20 protein-coding genes are annotated in these 21,106 nt (G+C 70.8%); 6 read left to right on the top strand and 14 right to left on the bottom strand.

Going from position 1 to position 21,106, the window contains the following annotated elements:
- Positions 1 to 7 precede the first annotated feature (7 nt).
- Positions 8 to 727 (bottom strand): acyl-ACP--UDP-N-acetylglucosamine O-acyltransferase family protein, encoded by a 720-nt coding sequence (locus ABJI51_RS20565; protein ID WP_348952727.1) that lies wholly within the window; start codon positions 725 to 727, stop codon positions 8 to 10.
- Positions 728 to 876: 149 nt separating this feature from the next.
- On the opposite strand from ABJI51_RS20565, the gene ABJI51_RS20560 reads away from it, so the two are divergent.
- A complete protein-coding gene (locus ABJI51_RS20560; RefSeq protein WP_348952725.1) occupies positions 877 to 1,983 on the top strand; it encodes a DegT/DnrJ/EryC1/StrS family aminotransferase in 1,107 nt (368 codons plus the stop codon).
- A complete protein-coding gene (locus tag ABJI51_RS20555; protein ID WP_348952723.1) occupies positions 1,980 to 2,936 on the top strand; it encodes a Gfo/Idh/MocA family protein in 957 nt (318 codons plus the stop codon). The genes ABJI51_RS20560 and ABJI51_RS20555 overlap by 4 nt, the downstream gene beginning before the upstream one ends.
- A 4-nt stretch (positions 2,937 to 2,940) precedes the next feature.
- Here the strand turns inward: ABJI51_RS20555 and ABJI51_RS20550 are convergent, their stop codons facing one another.
- Together ABJI51_RS20550 and ABJI51_RS20545 are read right to left on the bottom strand one after the other, a co-directional pair.
- The gene (locus ABJI51_RS20550; RefSeq protein WP_348952721.1) at positions 2,941 to 3,651 is read right to left on the bottom strand and encodes a hypothetical protein; all 711 of its coding nucleotides are present in this window, start codon (positions 3,649 to 3,651) and stop codon (positions 2,941 to 2,943) included.
- Complete coding sequence (locus tag ABJI51_RS20545; protein WP_348952719.1) at positions 3,648 to 4,157, bottom strand: SigE family RNA polymerase sigma factor; 510 nt, start codon at positions 4,155 to 4,157, stop codon at positions 3,648 to 3,650. Before ABJI51_RS20545 ends, ABJI51_RS20550 begins: the two co-directional genes overlap by 4 nt.
- Before the next feature lie 123 nt (positions 4,158 to 4,280).
- Here ABJI51_RS20545 and ABJI51_RS20540 point away from each other — a divergent pair, with 123 nt between their 5' ends.
- A complete protein-coding gene (locus ABJI51_RS20540; protein ID WP_348952717.1) occupies positions 4,281 to 4,886 on the top strand; it encodes a hypothetical protein in 606 nt (201 codons plus the stop codon).
- Between the two features lie 30 nt (positions 4,887 to 4,916).
- Here the strand turns inward: ABJI51_RS20540 and ABJI51_RS20535 are convergent, their stop codons facing one another.
- From ABJI51_RS20535 to ABJI51_RS20515, 5 genes are read right to left on the bottom strand one after another with little or no spacing between them, the layout of a single operon-like run.
- On the bottom strand, positions 4,917 to 5,294 hold the full coding sequence (locus ABJI51_RS20535; protein ID WP_348952715.1) for a hypothetical protein: 378 nt from the start codon (positions 5,292 to 5,294) through the stop codon (positions 4,917 to 4,919).
- Positions 5,295 to 5,303: 9 nt separating this feature from the next.
- Entirely contained in the window at positions 5,304 to 5,927 is a 624-nt protein-coding gene (locus ABJI51_RS20530; RefSeq protein WP_348952713.1) for an acyltransferase, read from the bottom strand.
- The gene (locus tag ABJI51_RS20525) at positions 5,914 to 7,110 is read right to left on the bottom strand and encodes a glycosyltransferase family 4 protein (RefSeq protein ID WP_348952711.1); all 1,197 of its coding nucleotides are present in this window, start codon (positions 7,108 to 7,110) and stop codon (positions 5,914 to 5,916) included. Before ABJI51_RS20525 ends, ABJI51_RS20530 begins: the two co-directional genes overlap by 14 nt.
- 32 nt (positions 7,111 to 7,142) lie before the next feature.
- Entirely contained in the window at positions 7,143 to 8,072 is a 930-nt protein-coding gene (locus tag ABJI51_RS20520; RefSeq protein ID WP_348952709.1) for an NAD-dependent epimerase/dehydratase family protein, read from the bottom strand.
- A gap of 23 nt (positions 8,073 to 8,095) precedes the next feature.
- On the bottom strand, positions 8,096 to 9,232 hold the full coding sequence (locus ABJI51_RS20515; protein ID WP_348952707.1) for a DegT/DnrJ/EryC1/StrS family aminotransferase: 1,137 nt from the start codon (positions 9,230 to 9,232) through the stop codon (positions 8,096 to 8,098).
- A gap of 127 nt (positions 9,233 to 9,359) precedes the next feature.
- On the opposite strand from ABJI51_RS20515, the gene ABJI51_RS20510 reads away from it, so the two are divergent.
- Entirely contained in the window at positions 9,360 to 12,437 is a 3,078-nt protein-coding gene (locus ABJI51_RS20510; RefSeq protein ID WP_348952706.1) for an ATP-binding protein, read from the top strand.
- A gap of 30 nt (positions 12,438 to 12,467) precedes the next feature.
- On the top strand, positions 12,468 to 13,655 hold the full coding sequence (gene lhgO / locus ABJI51_RS20505; RefSeq protein WP_348952705.1) for an L-2-hydroxyglutarate oxidase: 1,188 nt from the start codon (positions 12,468 to 12,470) through the stop codon (positions 13,653 to 13,655).
- Here lhgO and ABJI51_RS20500 read toward each other — a convergent pair.
- Together ABJI51_RS20500 and serS are read right to left on the bottom strand one after the other, a co-directional pair.
- On the bottom strand, positions 13,652 to 14,653 hold the full coding sequence (locus ABJI51_RS20500; RefSeq protein WP_348952704.1) for a DUF3558 family protein: 1,002 nt from the start codon (positions 14,651 to 14,653) through the stop codon (positions 13,652 to 13,654). The two genes, lhgO and ABJI51_RS20500, sit on opposite strands and share 4 nt — an antisense overlap.
- Positions 14,654 to 14,719: 66 nt before the next feature.
- Positions 14,720 to 15,979, bottom strand: coding sequence for a serine--tRNA ligase (gene serS / locus ABJI51_RS20495; protein ID WP_348952703.1), 1,260 nt, complete (start codon positions 15,977 to 15,979; stop codon positions 14,720 to 14,722).
- Positions 15,980 to 16,100: 121 nt separating this feature from the next.
- Here serS and ABJI51_RS20490 point away from each other — a divergent pair, with 121 nt between their 5' ends.
- Positions 16,101 to 17,393, top strand: coding sequence for an aspartate aminotransferase family protein (locus ABJI51_RS20490; RefSeq protein ID WP_348952701.1), 1,293 nt, complete (start codon positions 16,101 to 16,103; stop codon positions 17,391 to 17,393).
- A 421-nt stretch (positions 17,394 to 17,814) separates the two neighbouring features.
- Here the strand turns inward: ABJI51_RS20490 and ABJI51_RS20485 are convergent, their stop codons facing one another.
- From ABJI51_RS20485 to ABJI51_RS20470, 4 genes are read right to left on the bottom strand one after another with little or no spacing between them, the layout of a single operon-like run.
- Entirely contained in the window at positions 17,815 to 18,720 is a 906-nt protein-coding gene (locus ABJI51_RS20485) for a haloalkane dehalogenase (protein ID WP_348952700.1), read from the bottom strand.
- A 39-nt stretch (positions 18,721 to 18,759) separates the two neighbouring features.
- On the bottom strand, positions 18,760 to 19,212 hold the full coding sequence (locus tag ABJI51_RS20480; protein ID WP_348952698.1) for a DUF350 domain-containing protein: 453 nt from the start codon (positions 19,210 to 19,212) through the stop codon (positions 18,760 to 18,762).
- 37 nt (positions 19,213 to 19,249) lie between these two features.
- Positions 19,250 to 20,416, bottom strand: coding sequence for a glutathionylspermidine synthase family protein (locus ABJI51_RS20475; RefSeq protein ID WP_348952696.1), 1,167 nt, complete (start codon positions 20,414 to 20,416; stop codon positions 19,250 to 19,252).
- Positions 20,417 to 21,016 carry a hypothetical protein gene (locus ABJI51_RS20470; protein WP_348952695.1) on the bottom strand — a complete coding sequence of 200 codons (600 nt, stop codon included), beginning with the start codon at positions 21,014 to 21,016 and terminating at the stop codon, positions 20,417 to 20,419.
- Between the last annotated feature and the right edge of the window lie 90 nt (positions 21,017 to 21,106).

Genomic DNA, 21,106 nt, shown 5'->3' with positions numbered 1-21,106 from the left:
ACAGCTCCTAGTGCTCTTCGCGCGGGCGGGCGTCCCACGCCTTTACCAAGGTAGAGAGGTCGCCGGGCAGGGTGACGTCCGGGAGACCCGCCTTGCCCTTCAGCCACGGTCCGAGGGCCTCGATCGTCTCCTCGTCGAGACCGCGGCGGGACAGGCCCACCACGTTGACGCCGGTCACGCGGGCCGGGTTGCCGACGGCGATGGTGAACGCGCCGATCTCGCGCCGCACCGCCGAGCCCATGCCGATCATCGCGCCGGGCCCGATCACGACCTTCTGGTGCAGGATCGCGCCCATGCCGAGGTTCGCACCGTCCCAGATGTGGCAGTGGCCACCGGTGACCGCGTTGGAGGCGATCGTCACGCCGTCGCCGACCAGGCAGTCGTGCGCGATGTGGGAGTTGCGGAGGTAGTAGCCGTCGCTGCCGACGGTCGTTGTCCGCCAGGTCCCTTGGTGGACACTGACGTACTCGCGGATGCGGTTGCGGCTGCCGATGACGACGCCGTGACCGTCGTGATCCGGGTCACCGGACGGCGCGTCCGCCCAGGCGGCGGGGTGCGGCCGGTTACGGTCCTCGCCGGGCGTGCCGATCGTCACGTGCGGGCCGATCCAGTTGCCGTCGCCGATCCGCGTCGGGCCGGCGATCACGGTGAACGGGCCGATGACGTTGTCCTCGCCGAGTTCGACGCCTTCGCCGATGACGGCGGTCGGGTGGATGCGGTTGGCCACGGGTGGTCGTCCGTTCGTCGGCGGCTGGGTACTGGGCGTGCTACCGCGCCCGGTAACGTGTGGCCCGCGTTGCTGCAGGGCGGCCGGGCGCAGAACCGGCGGCTCACTGTACCGGACGCGCCGAAATCGCCTGCCGAGAGAGACTGCCCATGATCCCCATCACCGTGGTCGACGTACGCGACGCGGAGGACCTCGTCGTCGAGGTGCTGCGTTCCGGCGCCATCGCACAGGGACCGATGGTCAAGCGCTTCGAAGACGCCTTCGCGGCGGTCTCCGGGACGAAGCACGCGATCGCGGTCAACAGCGGGACCACCGCGCTGGTCGCCGCGATCCAGGTGCTCGACCTGCAGCCGGGCGACGAGGTCATCACGTCGCCGTTCACCTTCGTGGCGACGCTCAACGCGATCCTCGAGGCCGGCGCGACCGTCCGCTTCGCCGACATCCGGCGCGACGACTTCAGCATCGACCCGGACGCCGTCGCCGCGGCCGTGACCGACCGCACGAAGGTGCTCATGCCGGTGCACCTCTACGGCCAGACGGCGGACATGGGCAAGCTCGTCCCGCTGGCCGCCGAGCACGGCCTGCAGGTGATCGAGGACTCGGCGCAGGCCGTCGGCGCGTCGTTCGAGGGCAAGCCGGCGGGCTCGTTCGGCATCGGCTGCTTCTCGCTGTACGCGACGAAGAACATCACCACCGCCGAGGGCGGCGTCATCACCACCGACGACGACGCGCTGGCCGACCGGCTGCGCGTGCTGCGCAACCAGGGCATGCGCGCCCGCTACCAGTACGAGGTCGCCGGCCACAACTACCGGATGACCGACCTGCACGCCGCCGTCGGCATCCCGCAGCTGGCGAAGCTCGACCAGCTGACCGCCGCCCGCCAGGCCAACGCGAAGCGCCTCTCCGAGGGCCTCGCCGGCACGCCGGGCCTGGACGTCCCGCAGGTGCTGCCGGGCCGCGAGCACGTCTGGCACCAGTACACCGTGCTGGTCGGCCCGCACGCGATGCTCTCGCGCGACGAGCTGTCCGCGGCGCTGACCGAGCGCGGCATCGGCAACGGCATCTACTACCCCAAGATCGTCTTCGACTACGACTGCTACGCGGGTCACGACCTGATCCCCGGCGCCCGCGTCGAGGACTTCCCGGTGGCTCGCGCCGTGGCGGAACAGGCGCTGTCGCTGCCGGTCCACCCGCACCTGTCCGAGTCCGACCTGGACACCATCATCGAGACCGTTCGCGAGGTACTGGGCGCATGACGCATCGGATCGCTCTTGTCGGGACCGGGAACATGGGCTCCCTGCACGCCCGGGTGCTCGCCGCCAACGAACGCGTCGACCTGGTCCGCGTGATCGACCCGCGGGAAGAAGCCGGCAAGGCGGTCGCCGAGCGGTACGAGACGCAGTGGACGCCGGAGATCGGCTCACTGTCCGATGTGGACGCCGTCGTGCTCGCGTCGGCGACCGAGGCGCACTACGACCTGGCGCAGGAGATCCTCGGCCAGGGCAAGCCGATGCTGGTCGAGAAGCCGGTCTGCAACAGCTTCGAGAAGTCGCAGGAGATCGTCAGCCTCTCGGCCGCCAAGGGCGTCCCGCTGATGTGCGGGTTGCTGGAGCGCTACAACCCGGCGGTCATGACGGCGCGGGCGCTGGTACACGAGCCGGTGCACCTGATGGCGCGCCGCCACGGCCCGTACGCGCCGCGGATCAAGACCGGCGTGGCGTGGGACCTGCTGGTGCACGACGTCGACCTGGCGATCCAGTTCTTCGGCGGCGCGACGCCGTCGCGCGTGACGTCCGGCGCGGGCTACTTCCACCCGCAGTCGGCCGAGGGCGCCGAGGACACGATCGAGACGGTGCTGTCGTTCCCGACCGGCCTGGCCACGGTGTCGGCGTCCCGGCTGGGCCAGAAGAAGGTCCGCTCGCTGGTGGTGTCGGAACTGGACCGGCTGATCGAGATCGACCTGCTCCGCCGCGACGTCACGATCTACCGGCACGTCTCGCACGACTCCGTCACCCCGGACGGCCTCGGCTACCGGCAGCAGACGGTCATCGAGATCCCGGAACTGGTGACCGCGCGGGAGCCGCTCGCGACGCAGCTGGACCGGTTCTGCGACCTGCTCGAAGGCAAGATCGACGCCGACACCGAGCGGGACCTCATCCTGCCGTCGCACCACGTCGTCGAGCAGGTGCTGACGCAGGCCGCGGCCTAGCCGCCTACTTGGTGAGGCGCTTGCCGTCGGCGTCGTAGGCGATCAGGGGTGTCAGGACGGCGGAGTCGGGGACGACGTCGGGGTTGAACCAGAAGATGACCACCTTCGGGTCCTCGCTCCACCGGGCGAGGCGAGCCTCGACGGTCCGGCCGTGCACCGTGGTCGTGATCCGCGCCGCCGGGCCGGCGAAGTAGCCGAAGACCGGGATGACCTGGTTGCCGACGGTCTCGCCGCCGTCGGTGGCGTGGAAGCCGAACGAACGGTCGGAGCCGCGGAACTCGTTCGTCACCATCAGTGACTGCAGCGACGTCCCGGACCGGACGCCGACGACCAGGCCGAACCCGACTTCCGGCAGTTCGGGCAGGGCGATGGCCCTGGCGTAGAGGACGAGCTCGCCGCGGCCGTCGCGGGTCCGGATCCCGGTCCCGACGACGTCCCCCATCGGTTTCTCGCCGGACGGTGCCGGAGACGTCGTGGACAGGGCGGCCGACGGCGGCTGCGCGACCGGCGCGGGCGCGGGCTGCCGCAGCTGGACGGCGAACACCACGACGAGCACGACGACGGCCGCGGCGGCGATCCCGCCCGCACCGGTCAGCACGCGGCGGCGACGCCGCAGGCGCGTCCCGTCGGCCATGATCCGGGCCAGGTCCGGCTCGGCGAACGGCTCGCGGGGCGGCTGCCGGAGTGCGGCGCGGAAGTCGTCGAGATCGTTCATCGCCCGCTCCCTCCGATCAGCGTGTCCTCGGTGCCTGCCTCGACGCGCAGCTTGGCCAGCGCCCGCGAATTCGTGCTCTTCACGGTACCCAGCGAAACGCCCAGCTCACGGGCGACATCGGCTTCCGGCAGGTCGAAGAAGTGCCGCAGCACGACGACGGCGCGTTCCCGCGCGGTCAGCGTCTTGAGCACCGCGGTCAGCCAGGCCCGCTGGGTGACGGCCTTGTCGACGTCGAGCCGGTCCGGCCGCTCGGGCATCGCCTCGGTGGCGTACTCGCGGAGCGGGCGCCGCCAGCCGTCGATGACGTGGTTCACCAGTACCGTGCGGGCGTAGCCGTAGGCGTCCTTGTGCCGGACCCGCGACCAGGCCGCGTAGGTGCGGGTGAAGGCGGTCTGGGCGGCGTCCTCCGCCTGGTGACGGTCGCCGGTGAGCAGGTAGGCGGCGTGCGTGAGCCGGGCCGACGACGCGCGGACGAACTCCGCGAACTCCTCGTCCCCGCGCGCCATGCAGCACCCCCCGTTCCTTTCCCCAGCGACGGACGGGCCGGGGAAAGGTTGCGTCGCGGCCACGGCCGAAACGTTGCGTAACCGCAATCCCACAGCAGGTTACAGAGAGCTAGATTGTCCTCCGTGCGCAAATTGGGGGGAATCTTCGCCGCCACATGCCTGCTGACCTGGGTCGCAGGGTGTTCGGGCGGCTCCACGACGGCGGCGCCGGCGACGACGTCGGCGCCGTCGTCATCCACTTCCGCTTCGGTCAGCAAGCCCAAGACCACCACGGCCACGCCGACGCCGACCTTCGCCGCGGCCGTGTCGCCGTCGAAGGTGACCGGTGCCTGCCCGTTCCTCGGGAGCATCGAACTCCGGCAGGTCGTCGGGGACGGGAACAAGAGCAGCGACGAAAGCACCGAAGGGCCGGCGCAGAACGTGGGGTCCGGCAAGGCATACCAGTGCACCTACCCCGGCCGGGGTGCCAAGCTCTACGTGGCCGCCCTCCCCGGCGGCCCGTCGCCGTCGGCGATGATCGGCACCCTCACCAAGAAATGCGGCGAAGCCGCCACGCCGGTTCCGGGCGCCGGCGACACCGCCGCCCGGTGCAAGATGGCCGACGGCGCGGAGATGGTCGTCGTGGGCAAACACAGCCACGGTCAGCTGCGGGTCGCCCAGCTCTTCATCGCACCGACACGGACCGACGTCTACGACTCCCTGGCGAAGCTGCTCGGCGGCCGGCTCTAGCCGCCCAATGGGCCCCACCAGCGGAAACCGTCACGAGCGCCGGACAGCCAGCCACCGCCAGCGGGGCTGCTCGGTGACCACCGTGACGGCCGCCAGCAGCGTCACCACCACCGCTGCCCACAGTGGCCAGGCGATCCACGAACTCACCGCCGCCGCCACCAGTTGCAACAGCACCAGCAGGATCGTCACCCAGCCCGGGACCGGGACCATCACCTTGGCCTTGTCGCCCGGTGTCGAGAAGCAGGTCGGCAGGCCGATCAGCACCACCACCGACAGCACGGCCAGCGGCCACGAATATCCCGCCAGCGCCCACGGTGTCGCCACCCAGGCCACGAGTTCGGTCGCGAAGCGGAACACGGACGAAATCCGGTCGTCGGGACGCCCGGTAGCTGTTCTTTCCCCAGTCACCGGGGGAATCTACTCCGAAAAGTCACCCGGTGGGGCGCCCCAGCCCGATGACTGGCCGCGTTCCTCCGCGAGGGCGCGGCGGCGGGCGTTCTCCGCGCGGACGCGCTCGGCTTCGGCCTGGATGTACTCCTCGTCGTAGCGCTGGAACACCCGGGCCGGGTTGCCCGCCACCAGCGTGCGCGGCGGGACGTCCTTGGCCACCACCGAGTTCGGCTGGACCGTCGCGAAGTCGCCGATCGTCACGCCCGCCATGATCACCACCAGGCCGCCGATGAAACAGCCCTTGCCGATCTTCACCGGCTTGCGCTCGATCAGGTCGCTGCCCGAATGGTTCTGCAGCGTCATGTTCGCCAGCCAGCTCGAATGCGTGAAGATCAGCGTGTTCAGCCCGATGCTCGTGTGCTCGCCGATCTCCAGGCCGCCGCTCGCGTCCAGTGCCGCGCCCTCGCCGATCCAGCAGTGGTCGCCCATCTTCAGGTTCTCGGGGCTGATGATCTTCACGCGCTCGCGTACGCGGCACGTCGACGGCAGCCCGTAGAACGCCGCCCGCTCGGCGTCGTTCATGTACTGCGAGACCAGCTCGGTCAGGATCTGCGGGCGCAGCCGGTGGCTGCGCTCGTCATCGAAGAACATCGGCTTCCGACACCAGTTTCTCGAACGTGCGCAGGTGCTCCTCGGCGACGACGTCGAGGCCGAAGTTCGACCGCACCAGCTCGCTCTCCCGCTGCGCGATCAGCGCGCGCTTCTCCGGGTCGTCGAGCAGCTCGATCACCGTGCGGGCCACCGCGTCCGCGTCGTCCGGGCGGACCAGCAGCACGTTCTCGCCGTTGCGCAGCTCGATGCCGGGGTAGTTGTCCTCGGTGACCGACGCGATCGTCGCCGTGCCCGACAGCATCGCCTCCAGCGACGCCGTGCCGCAGCCGCCGTTGAGGTCGTGCGTCACGATGTCCGCCGCCGCGAAGTACGCCGGGACGTCCTCCTTCGGGACCGCGCCCGTGACGACCAGTGCCTCCGCGACGCCCAGTTCCGCCGCCCGCTTGAGGAACGCGTCGTGGTAGACGCGGCCCACCACGATCACCCGGACACCCGGGTGCTTGTCCAAAATGGACGGCAGGGCCTCGATCAGCGGCAGCCGGTTGCGCAGCGGGATCACGTGCCCCAGCGACACGATCAGCGGCGCGTCGCCGATCCCGTGCTCCGCGCGGACGTCCTTGGTCACCGGCTTCGCGAAGTGGCCGGTGTCGACCGCGATCGGGAAGTACTCCGAGTTCGCGTCGCTCGTGCCGTAGCGCTCGACGCAGTAGTCGACGCCCAGCTTGTCGAGGATGACGTAGCGCGGCTTGATGTAGTTCAGGATCGGCCGCACCAGCGCCGCGTCCAGGAACCGGAACACCCCGCCGTACAGCTTGTTTTCGCTGATCAGCAGCGTGTGGATGGTCAGAAGCGCCGGGACGCCGTGGCGGCGTGCCCAGATACCGGCCAGCCACGACAGGTCGAAGAACTGGCCGTGCAGGTGGATCGCGTCCGGCTTGAACTCGTCGAGCAGCTTCCACAGCCGCCGCCAGTTGCCCGGCCGCAGCGACGCGAAGCTCATGTCGAAGTCGATCGACAGCCCGATCTGCGGCATCTTCACCGCCGGGAGACGCACGACGCGGTAGCCGTCGCGCTCCTCCTCGGCGGGTGCCTCGCCGTACGCGGCCGTGATCGCGAGGACCTCGTGCCCGGCTTCGACGAACTGCGCCGCCAGCGAGGCCGCCATGTGCGCGCTGCCGCCCACCCGCGGCGGAAAGAAGTTGTTCACCACCGCGATGCGCATCGCACGTCCTCGGGCAGGCCCCGCAGTAGCACTCACTCGGTTTCCTTGACCAGGTCCCGCATGCCGTCCTCGACGGTGATCCGCGGCTCCCAGCCCAGCACCTCGCGGGCCCGGCTGATGTCGGCCGCGCGCCGCGAGACCAGCACGTCACGCTCGTTGAACAGCGGCTCGACGTCGACGCCGACGGCCTCGATGAGGATCTTGGCCAGCGCCGCGATCGACGTGTCGATGCCGGTGCCGATGTTGATCGGCAGGTTCGCCTTTTCCGACTCCAGCGCCGCGACGACGGCCCGCGCGAGGTCGGACACGTGCACGAAGTCCATCGACTGGTCGCCGCGGCCGTCGATGATCGGCGGCTGGCCCGCGCGCAGGCGCTGGATGAAGTGGTTGATGACCGAGGTGTAGTACGCCTCGATCTTCTGGCCCGGCCCGTACACGTTGAAGAACCGCAGCGCGGTCCAGGACAGGCCCTTGGTGCGCTCGTAGAAGCCCAGCAGGTCCTCGCCCGCGCGCTTGGAGATGCAGTACGGCGTCAGCGGGCGCAGCTCGTCGTCCTCGTGCATCGGCAGCCGCTTCGGGTCGCCGTAGACCGACGCGGTCGAGGCGAACACCAGGCGCTGGACGCCTTCGTCGGCGGCCGCGGCGAACACGTTGTGGTTGCCGATCATGTTGATGTCGATCGACTCGTGCGGGTCGGCGATCGACTTGTTGATCGACACCGTCGCGAAGTGGATGACGTGCGTGCAGCCCCGCATCGCCTCGCGCACCGCGCCGCCGTAGCGGACGTCCTTCTCGACCAGCTCGACCTTGCCGGTGGCGACGAACTCGTTGACGCGGGCCCGGTCGCCGCGCGTCATGTTGTCGAAGATCCGGACCGTGTAGCCACCCTCGATCAGCAGCGGGATGACGTGCGCGGCGATGAACCCACCGCCCCCGGTGAAGAGCACCTTCTTGTCGGACACCAATTTCTCCTCGGTAGGCGGCTTCAGGACAGGGACTGCACGGCGGCGCGCACGACCTCGGCGACGCGGGTGACCTCGGCGTCGGTGAGGTTGGCGTGCATGGGAACGGCGAGCTGGCGCGCGAACGCGTCGGCCGAGACGGGGAGCGGGGGCTGGGGGCCGTAGACCGGCTGGAGGTGGGAGGCGTACGTGCCGAAGTTGCACTGGACGCCCTGGGAGCGGATCCGCAGGGCCAGTGCGTCGCGGCTGATCTCCGGCGCGACCGTGAGCAGGTAGGCCTGCCACGGGTGCTCGCGGTCGGGCAGCTCGGCAGGCACGGTCAGGGCGTCGACGTCGGCGAACGCCTCGTGGTAGCGCTTGGCGACCGAACGGCGGGCCGCGAGCAGGTCCGGCAGGCGGTCGAGCTGGACGTTCATGATCGCGGCCTGCACGTCCGACAGGCGGAAGTTCCAGCCGAGCTCGTGGAACTCCGGGATCGGCAGCGTGTCCGAGCCCTCGCGGCTGATCGCCGGCTCGATGCCGTAGGTGTGCAGCTTGCGGGCACGGGCGATGAGGTCCTCGCGGTCGGAGACCAGCGCGCCGCCCTCGCCTGCCGTGATGCCCTTGCGGCCGTGGAAGGAGAACGCGGCGAGGTCGGCGAGGCTGCCTGCCGGGCGGGTCTTGTACGTCGCGCCCGCGGCGCACGCGGCGTCCTCGAAGAGCCAGAGGCCGTGCTTGTCGGCGATCGCGCGGTATTCGTCGAAGTCGCCGGGCTGGCCCGCGACGTCGACGGCGAGGATGCCGACCGTGCGCGGGGTGACCAGCGCCTCGACGTGCGCCGGGTCGGCGCTGAAGATGTCCGGCCGGATGTCGGCGAACACCGGGGTCGCGCCCGCCTGGACGACGGCGTGGCCGGTGGCCGGGAAGGTGTAGTCGCCGACGATGACCTCGTCGCCCGGCCGCACGCCGAGCACCTTGAGGCCGAGGAAGAGCGCCGACCCGCAGTTCGCGGTCGTCAGGGCGTGCGCGGTCCCGGTGACCTGCGCGAACCGCTCTTCGAACCGGCGGCACGCGGGCCCGGCACCGGCCAGCCAGCCGGACCGGAAGACCTCGGCGACGGCGGCCAGCTCCTCCTCGCCGACGGTCGGCTGACCGAGGGCGATACTGCTGTCGGACGACATAACTCTCCCATTGCGTGGGGACCCGGCGAAGTGTATAGACGCACGCTCAGGTGATTCACAGCCCCACGCCGTACCCCACTTTCGAGTGAAGCTCACCGCAGGTCGGCGGACGTCCTACGCTGGCCCCATGCGATTCGGGGTGCTGGGGGCCGTCGCCGCGTGGCACCCGGACGGCACGCAGGTGGCGCTGGGCGGCCCGCGCTCGCGGACGCTGCTGGCCCTGCTCGCGCTGGACGCCGGCCGGTTCGTCCCGGCCGAACGGCTGATCGACGGCATGTACGGCGAGTACCCGCCCGACGGCGCGGCCAACGCCCTGCAGTCGCAGGTGTCGCGGCTGCGGACGACGGTGAAGGACCTGGCGCCGGTCGAGTTCGCCGCGGCCGGGTACCGGCTGGCCGTCGAACCGGACGAAGTGGACGCGCTCCTCTTCGGACGGCTGGCCCGCGAAGGCCGCGCGCTGCTGAAGGACGGCGAGCACGCGCGGGCTGCGCGGGTGCTGGGCGAGGCGCTGGCGTTGTGGCGCGGGCCCGCGTTCAGCGACCTGACCGGCGTGCCCGCGGCCGCCGCCCGGCTCGAAGAGCTGCGTGCGGACGCGGTGGACGACCACGTCGAGGCCCGGCTGGCGCTGGGGCAGGCCGAAGACGTCATCCCTGGCCTGCGGGACACCGTCGCCGCCCAGCCGCTGCGGGAACGGCCGCGGGCCCAGCTGGTGCGCGCGCTCCATGCCGCGGGACGGCCCGCCGACGCACTCGCCGCGTTCGAGGACGCCCGCCGCACGCTGGCCGACGAGCTGGGCGCCGACCCCGGCCCGGAACTCGCCGAAGCCCACCTCGCCGTCCTGCGCGGCGAAGGCGAGAAGCCGGTTCTTCCCGCGTTGCCCGCGCAGCTGACCAGCTTCGTCGGCCGGGACGCCGAGCTGCGGCAGGTCGCGGACCTCCTCGGCCGTGCCCGGCTCGTCACGCTGACCGGCCCCGGCGGCACCGGCAAGACGCGGCTGGCCATCGAGGCCGCCGCGGCCCAGGCCGGTCCGGTCGCGTTCGCCGAACTCGCGCCGCACGGTGGCGCCGACGTCCCCGGCGCGGTGCTGGCCGCGCTCGGCCTGCGCGAGAGTGCGCGCGGCGGCCCGCAGGACCCGGTCGAGCGGCTGGTCTCGGCGTTGCGCGACCGCCCGGTCCTGCTGGTGCTCGACAACTGCGAGCACGTCGTCGACGTCGTGGCCCGGCTCGCCGCGCGGCTGCTCGCCGCCTGCGCTGGACTGCGGGTGCTGGCCACCAGCCGTGAGCCGCTGGGCATCACCGGTGAACAGCTGGCGCCGGTGCCGCGGCTGGCCGTCCCGCCGCCCGGCACGCCGGCCGCCGAAGCCGGGACGTTCGCGGCGATCCGGCTCTTCGCCGACCGCGCGGCCGCGAGCGATCCGGCGTTCACGCTCGACGAGACCACGATCGGCGACGTCCAGCACGTCTGCGCGGCGCTCGACGGCCTGCCGCTGGCACTGGAGCTGGCCGCGGCCCGCGTCCGGACGCTGCCGCCCGGCGAGATCGCGGCCCGGCTCGACGACCGGTTCGGGCTGCTGGCCCGCGGCAGCCGCACGGCCGAGGCCCGGCACCGCTCGCTGCGCGGCGTCGTCGAGTGGAGCTGGGACCTGCTGACCGGCGAGGAACGCGAACTCGCGCGGCGGCTGACGGTGTTCGCCGGTGGCGCGACGCTCGCCGCGGCGGCCGAGGTCTGCGGTGCCGTCGACGGCCTGCTGCCGGAGCTGGCGGACAAGTCGCTGGTCGAAGCGGCAGGCGGCCGGTTCCGGATGCTGGAGACGATCCGCGCGTTCGGCGCGGAGAAGCTCGCCGAGGCGGGCGAAACCGAGGCGGTCCACCGCGCGCACGCCGAGTACTTCCTCCGGTTCGCCGAGGAAGCCGATCCGATGCTGCGGACCGCGGCGCAGCTGACGTGGCTGGAGCGGTTCGACGCCGAGTACGACAACATCCTGGCGGCGCTGCGCTGGGCGACCGAGCACGACGTCCAGCTCGCGCTGCGGATGGTGCCGCTGCTGGCGATGTACTGGTGGATGCGCGGACGGCGGTTCGAAGGCGCCGGGTTGTCGCTGGCCGTGGTCCGGCGCTGCCCGCCCGACCTGCAGCAGGAGTACGCCGAGGAGTTCCTGATCTGCGTGCTCGGCGCGTTGTCCGGACCACCGCACGAGTCGCTGGAGCAGTACCTGCCGCTGGTCCGGCGGTTCGCGGCGGACGCGGACTTCTCACCCCGCAACCCCATGCTGGTGATGCTGCTGGGCGTGGTCGCCGGGCCGCCGGGCGACGACGACGAGCTGCTCACCCGCGGCGAAGGACTGCTGAAGCACGGCGACGCGTGGGCGTGGGCACTGCTGCCGACGGGTGCCGGCCTGCGCGCGATGATGCGGGCCGAGCTGGCCGAGGCCGAGGAGAACCTGCGCGAGGGCGCGGCGCAGTTCCGCGCGCTGGGTGAGCGCTGGGGGCTGTCGATGGCGCTGGACCACCTGTCGCAGCTGCTGACGTGGCGGGGCGAGCACGGCGCCGCGCTGCCGATGATGGACGAGGCACTGGGCCTGATGCAGGAGATCGGCGCGGCCGACGACGCCGCCGACCTCATCGGCCGCCGCGCGTGGACCCGACTGCTGGCGGGCGACCGGGCCGGCGCCCGTGCGGACTACGAACTGGCGGCGTCGATGGCCCGCCGCACGGGCATGCCGGAGACGCGGGCGGCCGCGTACCTCGGCCTGGCGACGCTGGCGCGGCTGTCCGGCGACCTGGCCGCGTGCCGCGAACTCTGCGAGCGCGCACTGGCGGAGTGCGCGGGCGGGTCGTTCGCGGCGGAGTCGGTCCGCGCGCACGCCATGATCGCGCTGGGCAGGCTCGCGCTGGCGGAAGGCCGCCCGCGCGAAGCGGCCGCCCTGCACCGCGAGGCAATGCTGACCGGCCACCGGTGGCACGCGGCGGACGTCGTGGCGTTCGCGCTGGAAGCGCTGGCCGAGGTGGCCGAGCCGGAGCAGGCCGCGGTCCTGCTGGGTGCGGCGGTGGCGGTCCGCGGGACCGCGATCGCCGGGGATCCGGACGTCGCCGCCGTGCGGACGCGGCTGCAGGCGTCCCTCGGCGACGGCTTCGAGCGGGCCTACGCGGCCGGCCGGTCCATGCCGCCCCGGAAAGCCCTCACCACGGCCGGTCTGCCGGACTGAGCCCGCGCGCCTCGCGTAGCCTGGTCGATCGTGCGCAACGTGGTAGTCGTCGGGGGCGGGATCGTCGGTCTGGCCGTGGCCTGGGAGCTGACCAGGCGAGGGCTGGACGTCACCGTCCTGGAGAAGGAATCCCGCTGGGCGGCGCACCAGACCGGGCACAACTCGAACGTCGTGCACGCCGGGCTCTACTACAAGCCCGGTTCCTTCAAGGCGCAGATGTCCGTTGCGGGCAACCGGTCCATCGTGGACTTCGCACGCCAGTACGGCGTGCCCGTCGAGGTGTGCGGGAAGCTCGTCGTCGCGACCGGAGAACACGAACTCCCCGGGCTGAACACGCTCGCCGAGCGGGCCGAAGCCAACGGCGTCCCGGCGAAGAAGATCTCGCCCGCCGAAGCCCGCGAGTACGAGCCCGAGGTGTCCTGCGTCGCCGCGCTGCGGGTCGAGTCGACCGGGATCATCGACTTCCCCGCCGTGTGCCACGCGCTGGTCCGGCTGCTCGACGAGACCGGCGCCGACCTGCGGCTGAACAGTCCCGCGCTGGCCATCCGCCCCGGGCGCACCGGCGGGGTCGAGGTCGCCACCGGCGACGACGTCGTCACCGCCGACGCGCTGGTGAACTGCGCAGGCCTGCACTCCGACCGGGTCGCGCGGCTGGCCGGGCTGACCCCGTCGGCGAAGATCGTGCCGTTCCGCGGCGAGTACTACGAACTGAAGCCGGACCGCCGGCACCTGGTCCGCGGCCTGATCTACCCGGTGCCCGACCCGACACTGCCGTTCCTCGGCGTGCACCTCACGCGGATGCTCGACGGCAGCGTCCACGCGGGCCCGAACGCGGTGCTGGCACTGCGCCGCGAGGGCTACCGCTGGGGCGACTTCTCCGCGAAGGACGTCGCCGAGGTCGCGGCCTTCCCCGGCGTCTGGCGGCTCGCGCGCCGGTACGCGTTCCCGACCGGCCTCGACGAGGTCCGGCGGTCGCTGTCGAAGAAGCGGTTCGCCGCCAGCCTCGCCCGGCTCGTCCCGGCCGTCACCGAGGACGACATCGTCCGCCACGGCTCCGGCGTCCGCGCCCAGGCGATGCGCCGCGACGGCTCACTCGTCGACGACTTCCTCATCGAGACCGCGCGCGACCAGGTGCACGTCCTCAACGCGCCCTCCCCGGCCGCGACGAGCGCGCTGGAGATCGCGCGCCACATCGCCGACCGGGTCGCGAAGGACTAGCCCGGCAGGTTCGCCGTCACCAGCGGCAGGCCCTGCCGGACCAGGTCGCAGGTTTTGCTGTCGTCGCCGATGAACCCGCTGACCACCTGCACCGACGACGTCTCGGTGATCGCCAGCGTCGCCCCGCAGGTGACCCGCAGGCCGCCCATGTTCGGGAACAGACCCCACTTGCGGCCGCCTACGTCGACGGTCTCGGCCGGGGTGACGTCCTTCGCGCCGGGCCACTCGGTCACCGGTGTGCTGGGGCCGAACCAGACTTCGAACGCCTTCTGGCCGTCGTCGCCGTCGGTGTCGTCCCACAGGCAGTAAGTGGCGTTGGGGACCGAGGAGGAGTTGTCCTTCTCGCCCGTCGGCGAGATGTTCTTCAGCCGGGCGACCTGGTCGGGCTTGAGCATCGCGCACGGGTCGGCCGACAGCAGCGGGCCGCCCGGCTCCGGCTTCGCCGAGGTCGTCGGCGTGATCGGCGGCGCTTCCCGCCCGCCCGGCAGGTGCGCCGCGGCCTGCGGGATGGCCAGCTTGGCCAGCGCGCACGACTGTTCGAGCTTGCCCGCCGAGACGCCGACGAAGGCGAACGACCGGTCGTTCAGCACGGCGTAGTAGGAGCAGTCGTCGGGCATGATCGACGCGTACTGCGTCCAGCTGAAGCCGCCGATCTGCTCCGGCTTGGACTTCGGGACGGCGCCGGCCAGGTACTCGTTGAAGTCCATGTCCGTCGCGACGCCGACGTTCATCACGGCCGACGGGTCGACGTCGTCCTTCGTGCTCCACAGGCACATCGGCGGCTGGAGGCGCTCCTTGTCCTCCTTCGTCGCCCGGCCGGGGGTCTTGAAGCCGAGGGCGTCGGCCTGCTCGGGGCTCAGCAGCGAGCAGGGGTCGGCGGCCTTGGCCACCGGGCCCTGGCCGGGTACCGGCGACGCCGAGCCACCGACCGTCACCGTGCAGCCGGTCACCACGGCCACCGCCGCGACGGCCGCCGCGGCCTGCCACTTCATGCGCATGTGCGTCCTCCCGTTCGGCCCGGACCTTACTGGGACGAACGGGAGGTCACCGGGGATCCGCCCGATTCAGCGAGGGGTGAGGACGTCCTTGCCGCCGACGAACGGGCGCAGCGCCTCCGGCACGCGGACCGAGCCGTCCTCCTGCTGGTGGTTCTCGACGATCGCGACGATCCACCGGGTGGTGGCCAGCGTGCCGTTGAGGGTCGCGGCGATCTGCGGCTTGCCGTTCTCGTCGCGGTAGCGGATCGCCAGGCGGCGCGCCTGGAACGTCGTGCAGTTGGACGTCGAGGTCAGCTCGCGGTAGGTGTCCTGGGTCGGGATCCACGCCTCGCAGTCGAACTTGCGGTGCGCGGACGTGCCGAGGTCGCCGGTGGCGGTGTCGATCACCCGGTAGGGCACCTCGATCTTGGCGAGCATCTGCTCTTCCCAGCCGAGCAGCTTGGCGTGCTCCGCCTCGGCGTCCTCCGGCTTGGCGTAGACGAACATCTCCACCTTGTCGAACTGGTGGACGCGGATGATGCCGCGGGTGTCCTTGCCGTACGAGCCTGCCTCGCGCCGGTAGCAGGACGACCAGCCCGCGTACCGCTTCGCCTCGGTGAGGTCGAGGATCTCGTCGGAGTGGAACCCGGCCAGCGGCACCTCCGACGTCCCGACGAGGTACAGGTCGTCCTCTTCGAGGTGGTAGATCTCGCTGGAGTGCGAGCCGAGGAAGCCGGTGCCCGCCATGACCTCGGGGCGGACCAGCGACGGCGTGATCATCGGCGTGAAGCCGTTCTCCAGCGCCTGCGCGATGGCCATGTTGAGCAGGCCGAGCTGCAGCTGCGCGCCGATGCCGGTGAGGAAGTAGAACCGCGAGCCGGACACCTTCGCGCCGCGTTCCATGTCGACGCCGCCGAGGCCTTCGAGCAGTTCGAGGTGATCACGCGGGGTGAAGCCGAACTTCGTGGGCTCGCCGACGTGCTTGAGGACGGCGTAGTCGTCCTCACCGCCGACCGGCGCGTCCGGGTGCACGAGGTTCGGCAGGGTGCGGAAGAGCTGGTCGAACTCCTCCGACGCGGTGTGCTGCTCCGCCTCGGCCGCCTTGACCTGCGCGGCCAGCTCCTTGGCCGTGGCCAGCAGCTGCTGCTTCTCCTCCGGCGGCGCCTTCGGAATCTGCTTGCCCAGCACTTTCTGCTCGTTGCGCAGCTTGTCGGCGGCCGCGATCGAAGACCGGCGCCGGGAGTCGAGGGAGAGCAGCTTGTCGACCACTCCCTCGTCTTCACCACGGGCGCGCTGCGACGCGCGCACGGCTTCCGGGTCTTCGCGCAGAGTCCTGGGGTCAATCACGAAGACAGAGGGTAGTCCGTACAGACTGTGCGCTCCTACTCGGTTGTCCCGACAGTCTGATCGTTGAAGCGCTGTTCACGGCCTCCCCATACTCCTTGGAGACCGCAGAGGAGGCGTCTGAATGACCGACGAGCTGCTGGCGCGCCACCGCGCAGTGATGCCGAGCTGGATGTCCTTGCTCTACGAAGAGCCGATCGAGATCGTGCACGCCCACGACCGCCGCATGACGGACTCGCAGGGCCGCACGTACCTCGACTTCTTCGCCGGCGTGCTGACGAACTCGATGGGCTACGACGTCGCCGAGATCGGCGACGCGATCCGCAAGCAGCTCGACACGGGCATCCTGCACACCTCGACGTTGTATCTGATCCGTTCCCAGGTCGAGCTGGCCGAGCGCATCGCGAAGCTGTCGGGCATCCCGGACGCGAAGGTGTTCTTCACGAACTCGGGCAGCGAGGCCAACGACACGGCCCTGATGCTGGCCACGCAGTACCGCCGCAGCAACCAGGTACTGGCCATGCGCAACTCCTACCACGGCCGCTCGTTCGGAACGGTGGCGATCACGGGCAACCGAGGCTGGTCGGCCTCGTCCCTGAGCCCGGTGAAGGTCAGCTACGTCCACGGCGGCTACCGGTACCGCAGCCCGTTCCGCGACCTTTCGGACGCGGACTACATCAAGGCGTGCGTGGCGGACCTGGTGGACATCCTGGAAACGGCGACGGCAGGCGACGTGGCCTGCCTGATCGCCGAGCCGATCCAGGGCGTTGGCGGCTTCAGCCTCCCCCCGGACGGCCTGTTCCGGGCGATGAAGGAGGTCCTGGACGAATACGGGGTGCTGTTCGTCTCGGACGAGGTCCAGACGGGCTGGGGCCGCACGGGCGAGCACTTCTGGGGCATCGAGTCCCACGGCGTGACCCCGGACATGATGACGTTCGCCAAGGGCCTGGGCAACGGCCTGGCAGTGGGCGGAGTGGTGGCCCGCGGCGACGTCCTGGACTGCTTCGAGGCCCAGTCGTTCTCGACGTTCGGCGGCAACCCGGTGGCGATGACGGGAGCAACGGCGGTCCTGGACTACATCAAGGACCACGACCTCCAGGCCAACTGCGCGGCCCGTGGCGAGCAGCTGCTGACGGGGTTGCGCGCATACGAGAGCCCCATCGTGGCGGAGGTGCGCGGCAAGGGCCTGATGATCGGCGTGGAGCTGATCAAGCCGGGCACGACGGAGCCGAACCCCAAGGCCGCGGCCCGAATGCTGGAGGAGACGAAGAAGCGCGGGCTCCTGATCGGCAAGGGCGGCCTGCACAGCAACGTGCTGCGCCTGGGCCCCCCGATGACCCTGACGGAAGAGGAAGCCCAGGAGGGCCTGGAAATCCTGGTGGACGCACTGGCGGCAACGCACGCAGCGCTGTCATAGGGACCAATCCCAAAGAGCTGTCCGGTCATCCCGTCGCCTGAGGCCGTCAAATCACTTTGAGCCAGGCCCGCAACCAAAGCACCAAGCCAGGACAAGAGCACAAAGCTTGCGGGCCTGGCTCAAAGTGATAGGCCTCGTCCAGGCGACGGGATGACCGGACAGCGAACCCAACGAAAAGGCGAGAAGAAGACGAACAAGGCGGTCATCCCGGAGCCTGCCCGTCCGGCGAGGACATGTTTTTTTCAGCAACCACCTCTGCCGCGGCAGAGCGTGACCTCCCCCGCCCCTCCGCTAGGAGTGTCAGTCGCCGCTCAGGTTTGTCAAGGCGGGAAAGCGTGCCTTGACAAACCTGACCGTCGACTGAAAAGCGGCTTGGGAGGAGGGGCGGGGGAGGTCTGGCGAGATCACAGTCGCCTTCCCGTCAGCCCCGTACGAACCGGGCGACGTGCTCGGCCAGCTCCTCGCCGGCGTCTTCCTGCAGGAAGTGCCCTGCCCCCGCGATCACCGGATGCTCGCGCCCCTGCGCACCCCTCATCGCCCGCTGCAGCACCGGGGCCATTCCGCCGGTGATCGGGTCGCCGTCGGAAAATGCCACCAGGAAGGGGATTTCCAGCTCCGTCAACGTCTTCCACGCGTCCCGGTTCGCCTGGGATTCCGGGTTGTCCGGCGTATACGGCACCAGCGAAGGCATTGCCCGTGGCCCGGCCTTGTACATCTCGTTCGGGAACGGTGCGTCGTACGCCGCCCGCACTTCGTCCGGCAGGGAAGACCGGCAGCCCGACTGCACGAACCGGCCGATGTCCAGCACCGGGGCCTTCTCCACGGCCTCGCGGAACGCATGCCACACCGGCGGCATGTCGACGTCGCCCGTCGGCAGGCCCGTGTTCGAAGCCACGACGCCCGAGAACCGGGACGGCTCCGCCGCGACGAGCCGGAGGCCGATCAGCCCGCCCCAGTCCTGGCCGACGAGCGTCACCTCACGTAGGTCCAGCGCGTCGAACGCGAACGTGCGCATCCACTCCACGTGCCGGGCATACGTGTGGTCGGCGACGTTGGCCGGCTTGTCGGACCGGCCGAAGCCGACCAGGTCCGGGGCGATCGCGCGCAGCCCCGCCGCAGCCAGGACCGGGAGCATCTTCCGGTACAGGTACGACCAGCTCGGCTCGCCGTGCAGCAGCAGCACCACCGGGCCGTCCGATGGGCCCGCCTCCACGTACCCCACTCTGATCACGCCGCCGTGCTGGTCGGTCAGCTCGGCGTAACGCGGCTCGAAGTCGAAGGCGGGCAGGTCCGTGAACCGGTCGTCCGGTGTCCTCAGCAGGCGCACGGACTCCACGCTAGTGCGAACGGACCAGCGTGGCCACGCTCAGGAAATGCCGACCGCCACCACGAGACCGAGGCCGAGGTGCGCCGCCGCCACCACGATGCTCACCGGGGCGAACTTCTCGCTCTCGATCGTCGAGGCCACGTCGATGCGGGTGGCCCACTCCAGGAGCCGGACCGCGACCACCTGGACGATGATGCCCAGCAGGCCGTACACCAGGGACGTGATCAGGCCCTCGGTGAGGTCGCTCGCCGAGTTGAAGATCGCCACCACCACGATGAACGCCATCGAGAGCATTCCCGACGCCGTCACGATCACGGCGTTCGGCAGGCCCGCGTGCACCAGCTTCGACAGCTTGCCGGGCGTGGTCCAGTCGATCGCGTAGAAGCCGGCGAACATCAGCAGCAGGCCGACGACGCCGTACAGCAGGATCGCGCCGATCCCCCGCACGAGGTCGGAGCCGAACGTCTCGGACAGCGCAAGCGTCGAGGTCACGAGTTTTCTCCCAAAAGGTCAGCGATGGGGTGTTCTATCACGGCTCGGGGATGCGGTGGGGGACGAACGCCGCACCGTCGTCGGTGACCAGGCCGCCCGTCTCGCGGATGCCCAGGCCCGCGGCGCTGTCGCCGACGATCCACGCGCCCAGCGCCGGCCGGTAGCCGTCGAACTCCGGCAGCGGGTCGAACGCCTGGTAGACGAAGCCTTCGGCGCCGTACACGCCGTCGGTCTGGGTCTCGTAGCCGGTCGCCACGATCTGGACGTTCGCGCCCTCGCGGCCCAGCTTCGGCTTGCGGACGTACTCGGTGAGGATGCCGGGGTCGTCGGCGAACGCCGGCAGCAGGTTCGGGTGGCCCGGGTAGTTCTCCCACAGGATCGCCAGCAGCGTCTTGTTGGAGAGCAGCATCTTCCACAGCGGCTCGATCCACAGCGTCCGCGGCAGCGACTCGACGGCGTGGCGGCCGAACTCCTCGTCGACCACCCACTCCCACGGGTACAGCTTCAGCACGGTCGCCATCTGCGCCTCTTCGAGGTCGACGAACCGCTTGAGCACCGGGTCCCAGCCGATCTCCTCGATCGCCAGGCCGACCGTGTCGAGCCCGGCCTCGGCCGCGGTCTCCTGCAGGTACGCCGTGGTGACGTTGTCCTCGCCCGTCGGGTCGGCCGCGGACCAGGTGAAGTGCAGCTCGTTCGACGGCAGCTTGTCCCGCAGCTGCCCCCAGCGCTCGACGAGCTTCTCGTGGACCGAGTTCCACTGGTCGTCGTCCGGGAAGACGTCGGTCTTCCAGTACCACTGCAGCAGCGACGCCTCGAGCAGCGTGGTGGGCGTGTCCGCGTTGTACTCCAGCAGCTTCGCCGGCGACTTGCCGTCGTAGCGCAGGTCGAACCGGCCGTAGACGTGCGGGTCCTGCCGCTTCCACGACTCGGCGATGTGCGGCCACACCCACTCGGGGATGCCGAACCGCTGGTAGCCCTCGGTCGTCACGACGTTGTCGACCGCTTCCAGGCACATCGAGTGGAGCAGCTCGACGTCGGCCTCCAGCGACAGGACCTCGTCCATGTCGAAGACGTAGTGCACCGACTCGTCCCAGTACGGCCGCACCCGGCCGCTGCTGTCGCGGGCCGGCGTGCCGTAGACGAGTCCCTGCTCTTCGACGATCCGCTGCCAGTCGCGCCGCGGCTCCCGCCGGTCCCGGTACACCTACGATCCCCCGCTCTTGCCGCTGCCGCCGCTGCCGCTGCTCTTGCCGCTGATGCCGAACCCGCCGCGCTGGACGGACTTGCCGGTCTTCGTGGTGACGTTGGTGCGTGCCGACGGCGGGTCGTAGGAACCGCCGGACACGCGCTGGCCGATGACGCCGGTGCCGCCGTAGTTGTAGCGGTAGCTGTTGTAGCCGCCGCCCGGGATCGGGATGAACCAGAAGCCGCCGCTGTGGTAGCCGTGGTGGCTGCTCACGTACGACTCGTCGCAGTAGTCGTCGTTCTGGACGACGCCGTTCGCGTCGGTGCAGACGGCGGTGACGTTGGTCGGCTTCGCCACGGTGTAGAACGTCGCGACCAGGCCGACCAGCCCGACCGTGACACCGCTGCCGATGAGGATCTTGCGCCGCGTCGCCGCCTTCGCGTCGGACTGGCGGGCCAGTTCCTCGTCGCGTTCCTGCTGGGCGAGCGCCTGCTGACGGGCGCGCTGCTCGGCGATCGAGGGCTGCCGGGGCCGGGTGTTCGAGTCCTGGAACCTCATCGAGCCGCGCTTCGGCGGCTCGGGGGGCGGCTGGTCCCCAGTATTGTTGTCCTGCGTCATGTGCGCTCCGTAATCACCGGCCACCGCGAAACCGTGACCACCCTAACCACCCGGACCGCGCACGTCGCGCGCGACGCGGGCATCATGGAC

Source organism: Amycolatopsis melonis (assembly GCF_040064235.1).
Classification (GTDB): Bacteria; Actinomycetota; Actinomycetes; order Mycobacteriales; family Pseudonocardiaceae; genus Amycolatopsis; species Amycolatopsis melonis.
This window is presented reverse-complemented; position numbering and strand designations above follow the sequence as displayed.

Coding starts and splice junctions, on each gene's coding strand:
- ABJI51_RS20560 (WP_348952725.1), top strand. CDS start 877: ATGATCCCCATCACCGTGGTCGACGTACGCGACGCGGAGGACCTCGTC.
- ABJI51_RS20555 (WP_348952723.1), top strand. CDS start 1,980: ATGACGCATCGGATCGCTCTTGTCGGGACCGGGAACATGGGCTCCCTG.
- ABJI51_RS20550 (WP_348952721.1), bottom strand. CDS start 3,651: ATGAACGATCTCGACGACTTCCGCGCCGCACTCCGGCAGCCGCCCCGC.
- ABJI51_RS20545 (WP_348952719.1), bottom strand. CDS start 4,157: ATGGCGCGCGGGGACGAGGAGTTCGCGGAGTTCGTCCGCGCGTCGTCG.
- ABJI51_RS20530 (WP_348952713.1), bottom strand. CDS start 5,927: ATGTTCTTCGATGACGAGCGCAGCCACCGGCTGCGCCCGCAGATCCTG.
- ABJI51_RS20525 (WP_348952711.1), bottom strand. CDS start 7,110: ATGCGCATCGCGGTGGTGAACAACTTCTTTCCGCCGCGGGTGGGCGGC.
- ABJI51_RS20515 (WP_348952707.1), bottom strand. CDS start 9,232: ATGTCGTCCGACAGCAGTATCGCCCTCGGTCAGCCGACCGTCGGCGAG.
- ABJI51_RS20510 (WP_348952706.1), top strand. CDS start 9,360: ATGCGATTCGGGGTGCTGGGGGCCGTCGCCGCGTGGCACCCGGACGGC.
- ABJI51_RS20500 (WP_348952704.1), bottom strand. CDS start 14,653: ATGCGCATGAAGTGGCAGGCCGCGGCGGCCGTCGCGGCGGTGGCCGTG.
- ABJI51_RS20490 (WP_348952701.1), top strand. CDS start 16,101: ATGACCGACGAGCTGCTGGCGCGCCACCGCGCAGTGATGCCGAGCTGG.
- ABJI51_RS20470 (WP_348952695.1), bottom strand. CDS start 21,016: ATGACGCAGGACAACAATACTGGGGACCAGCCGCCCCCCGAGCCGCCG.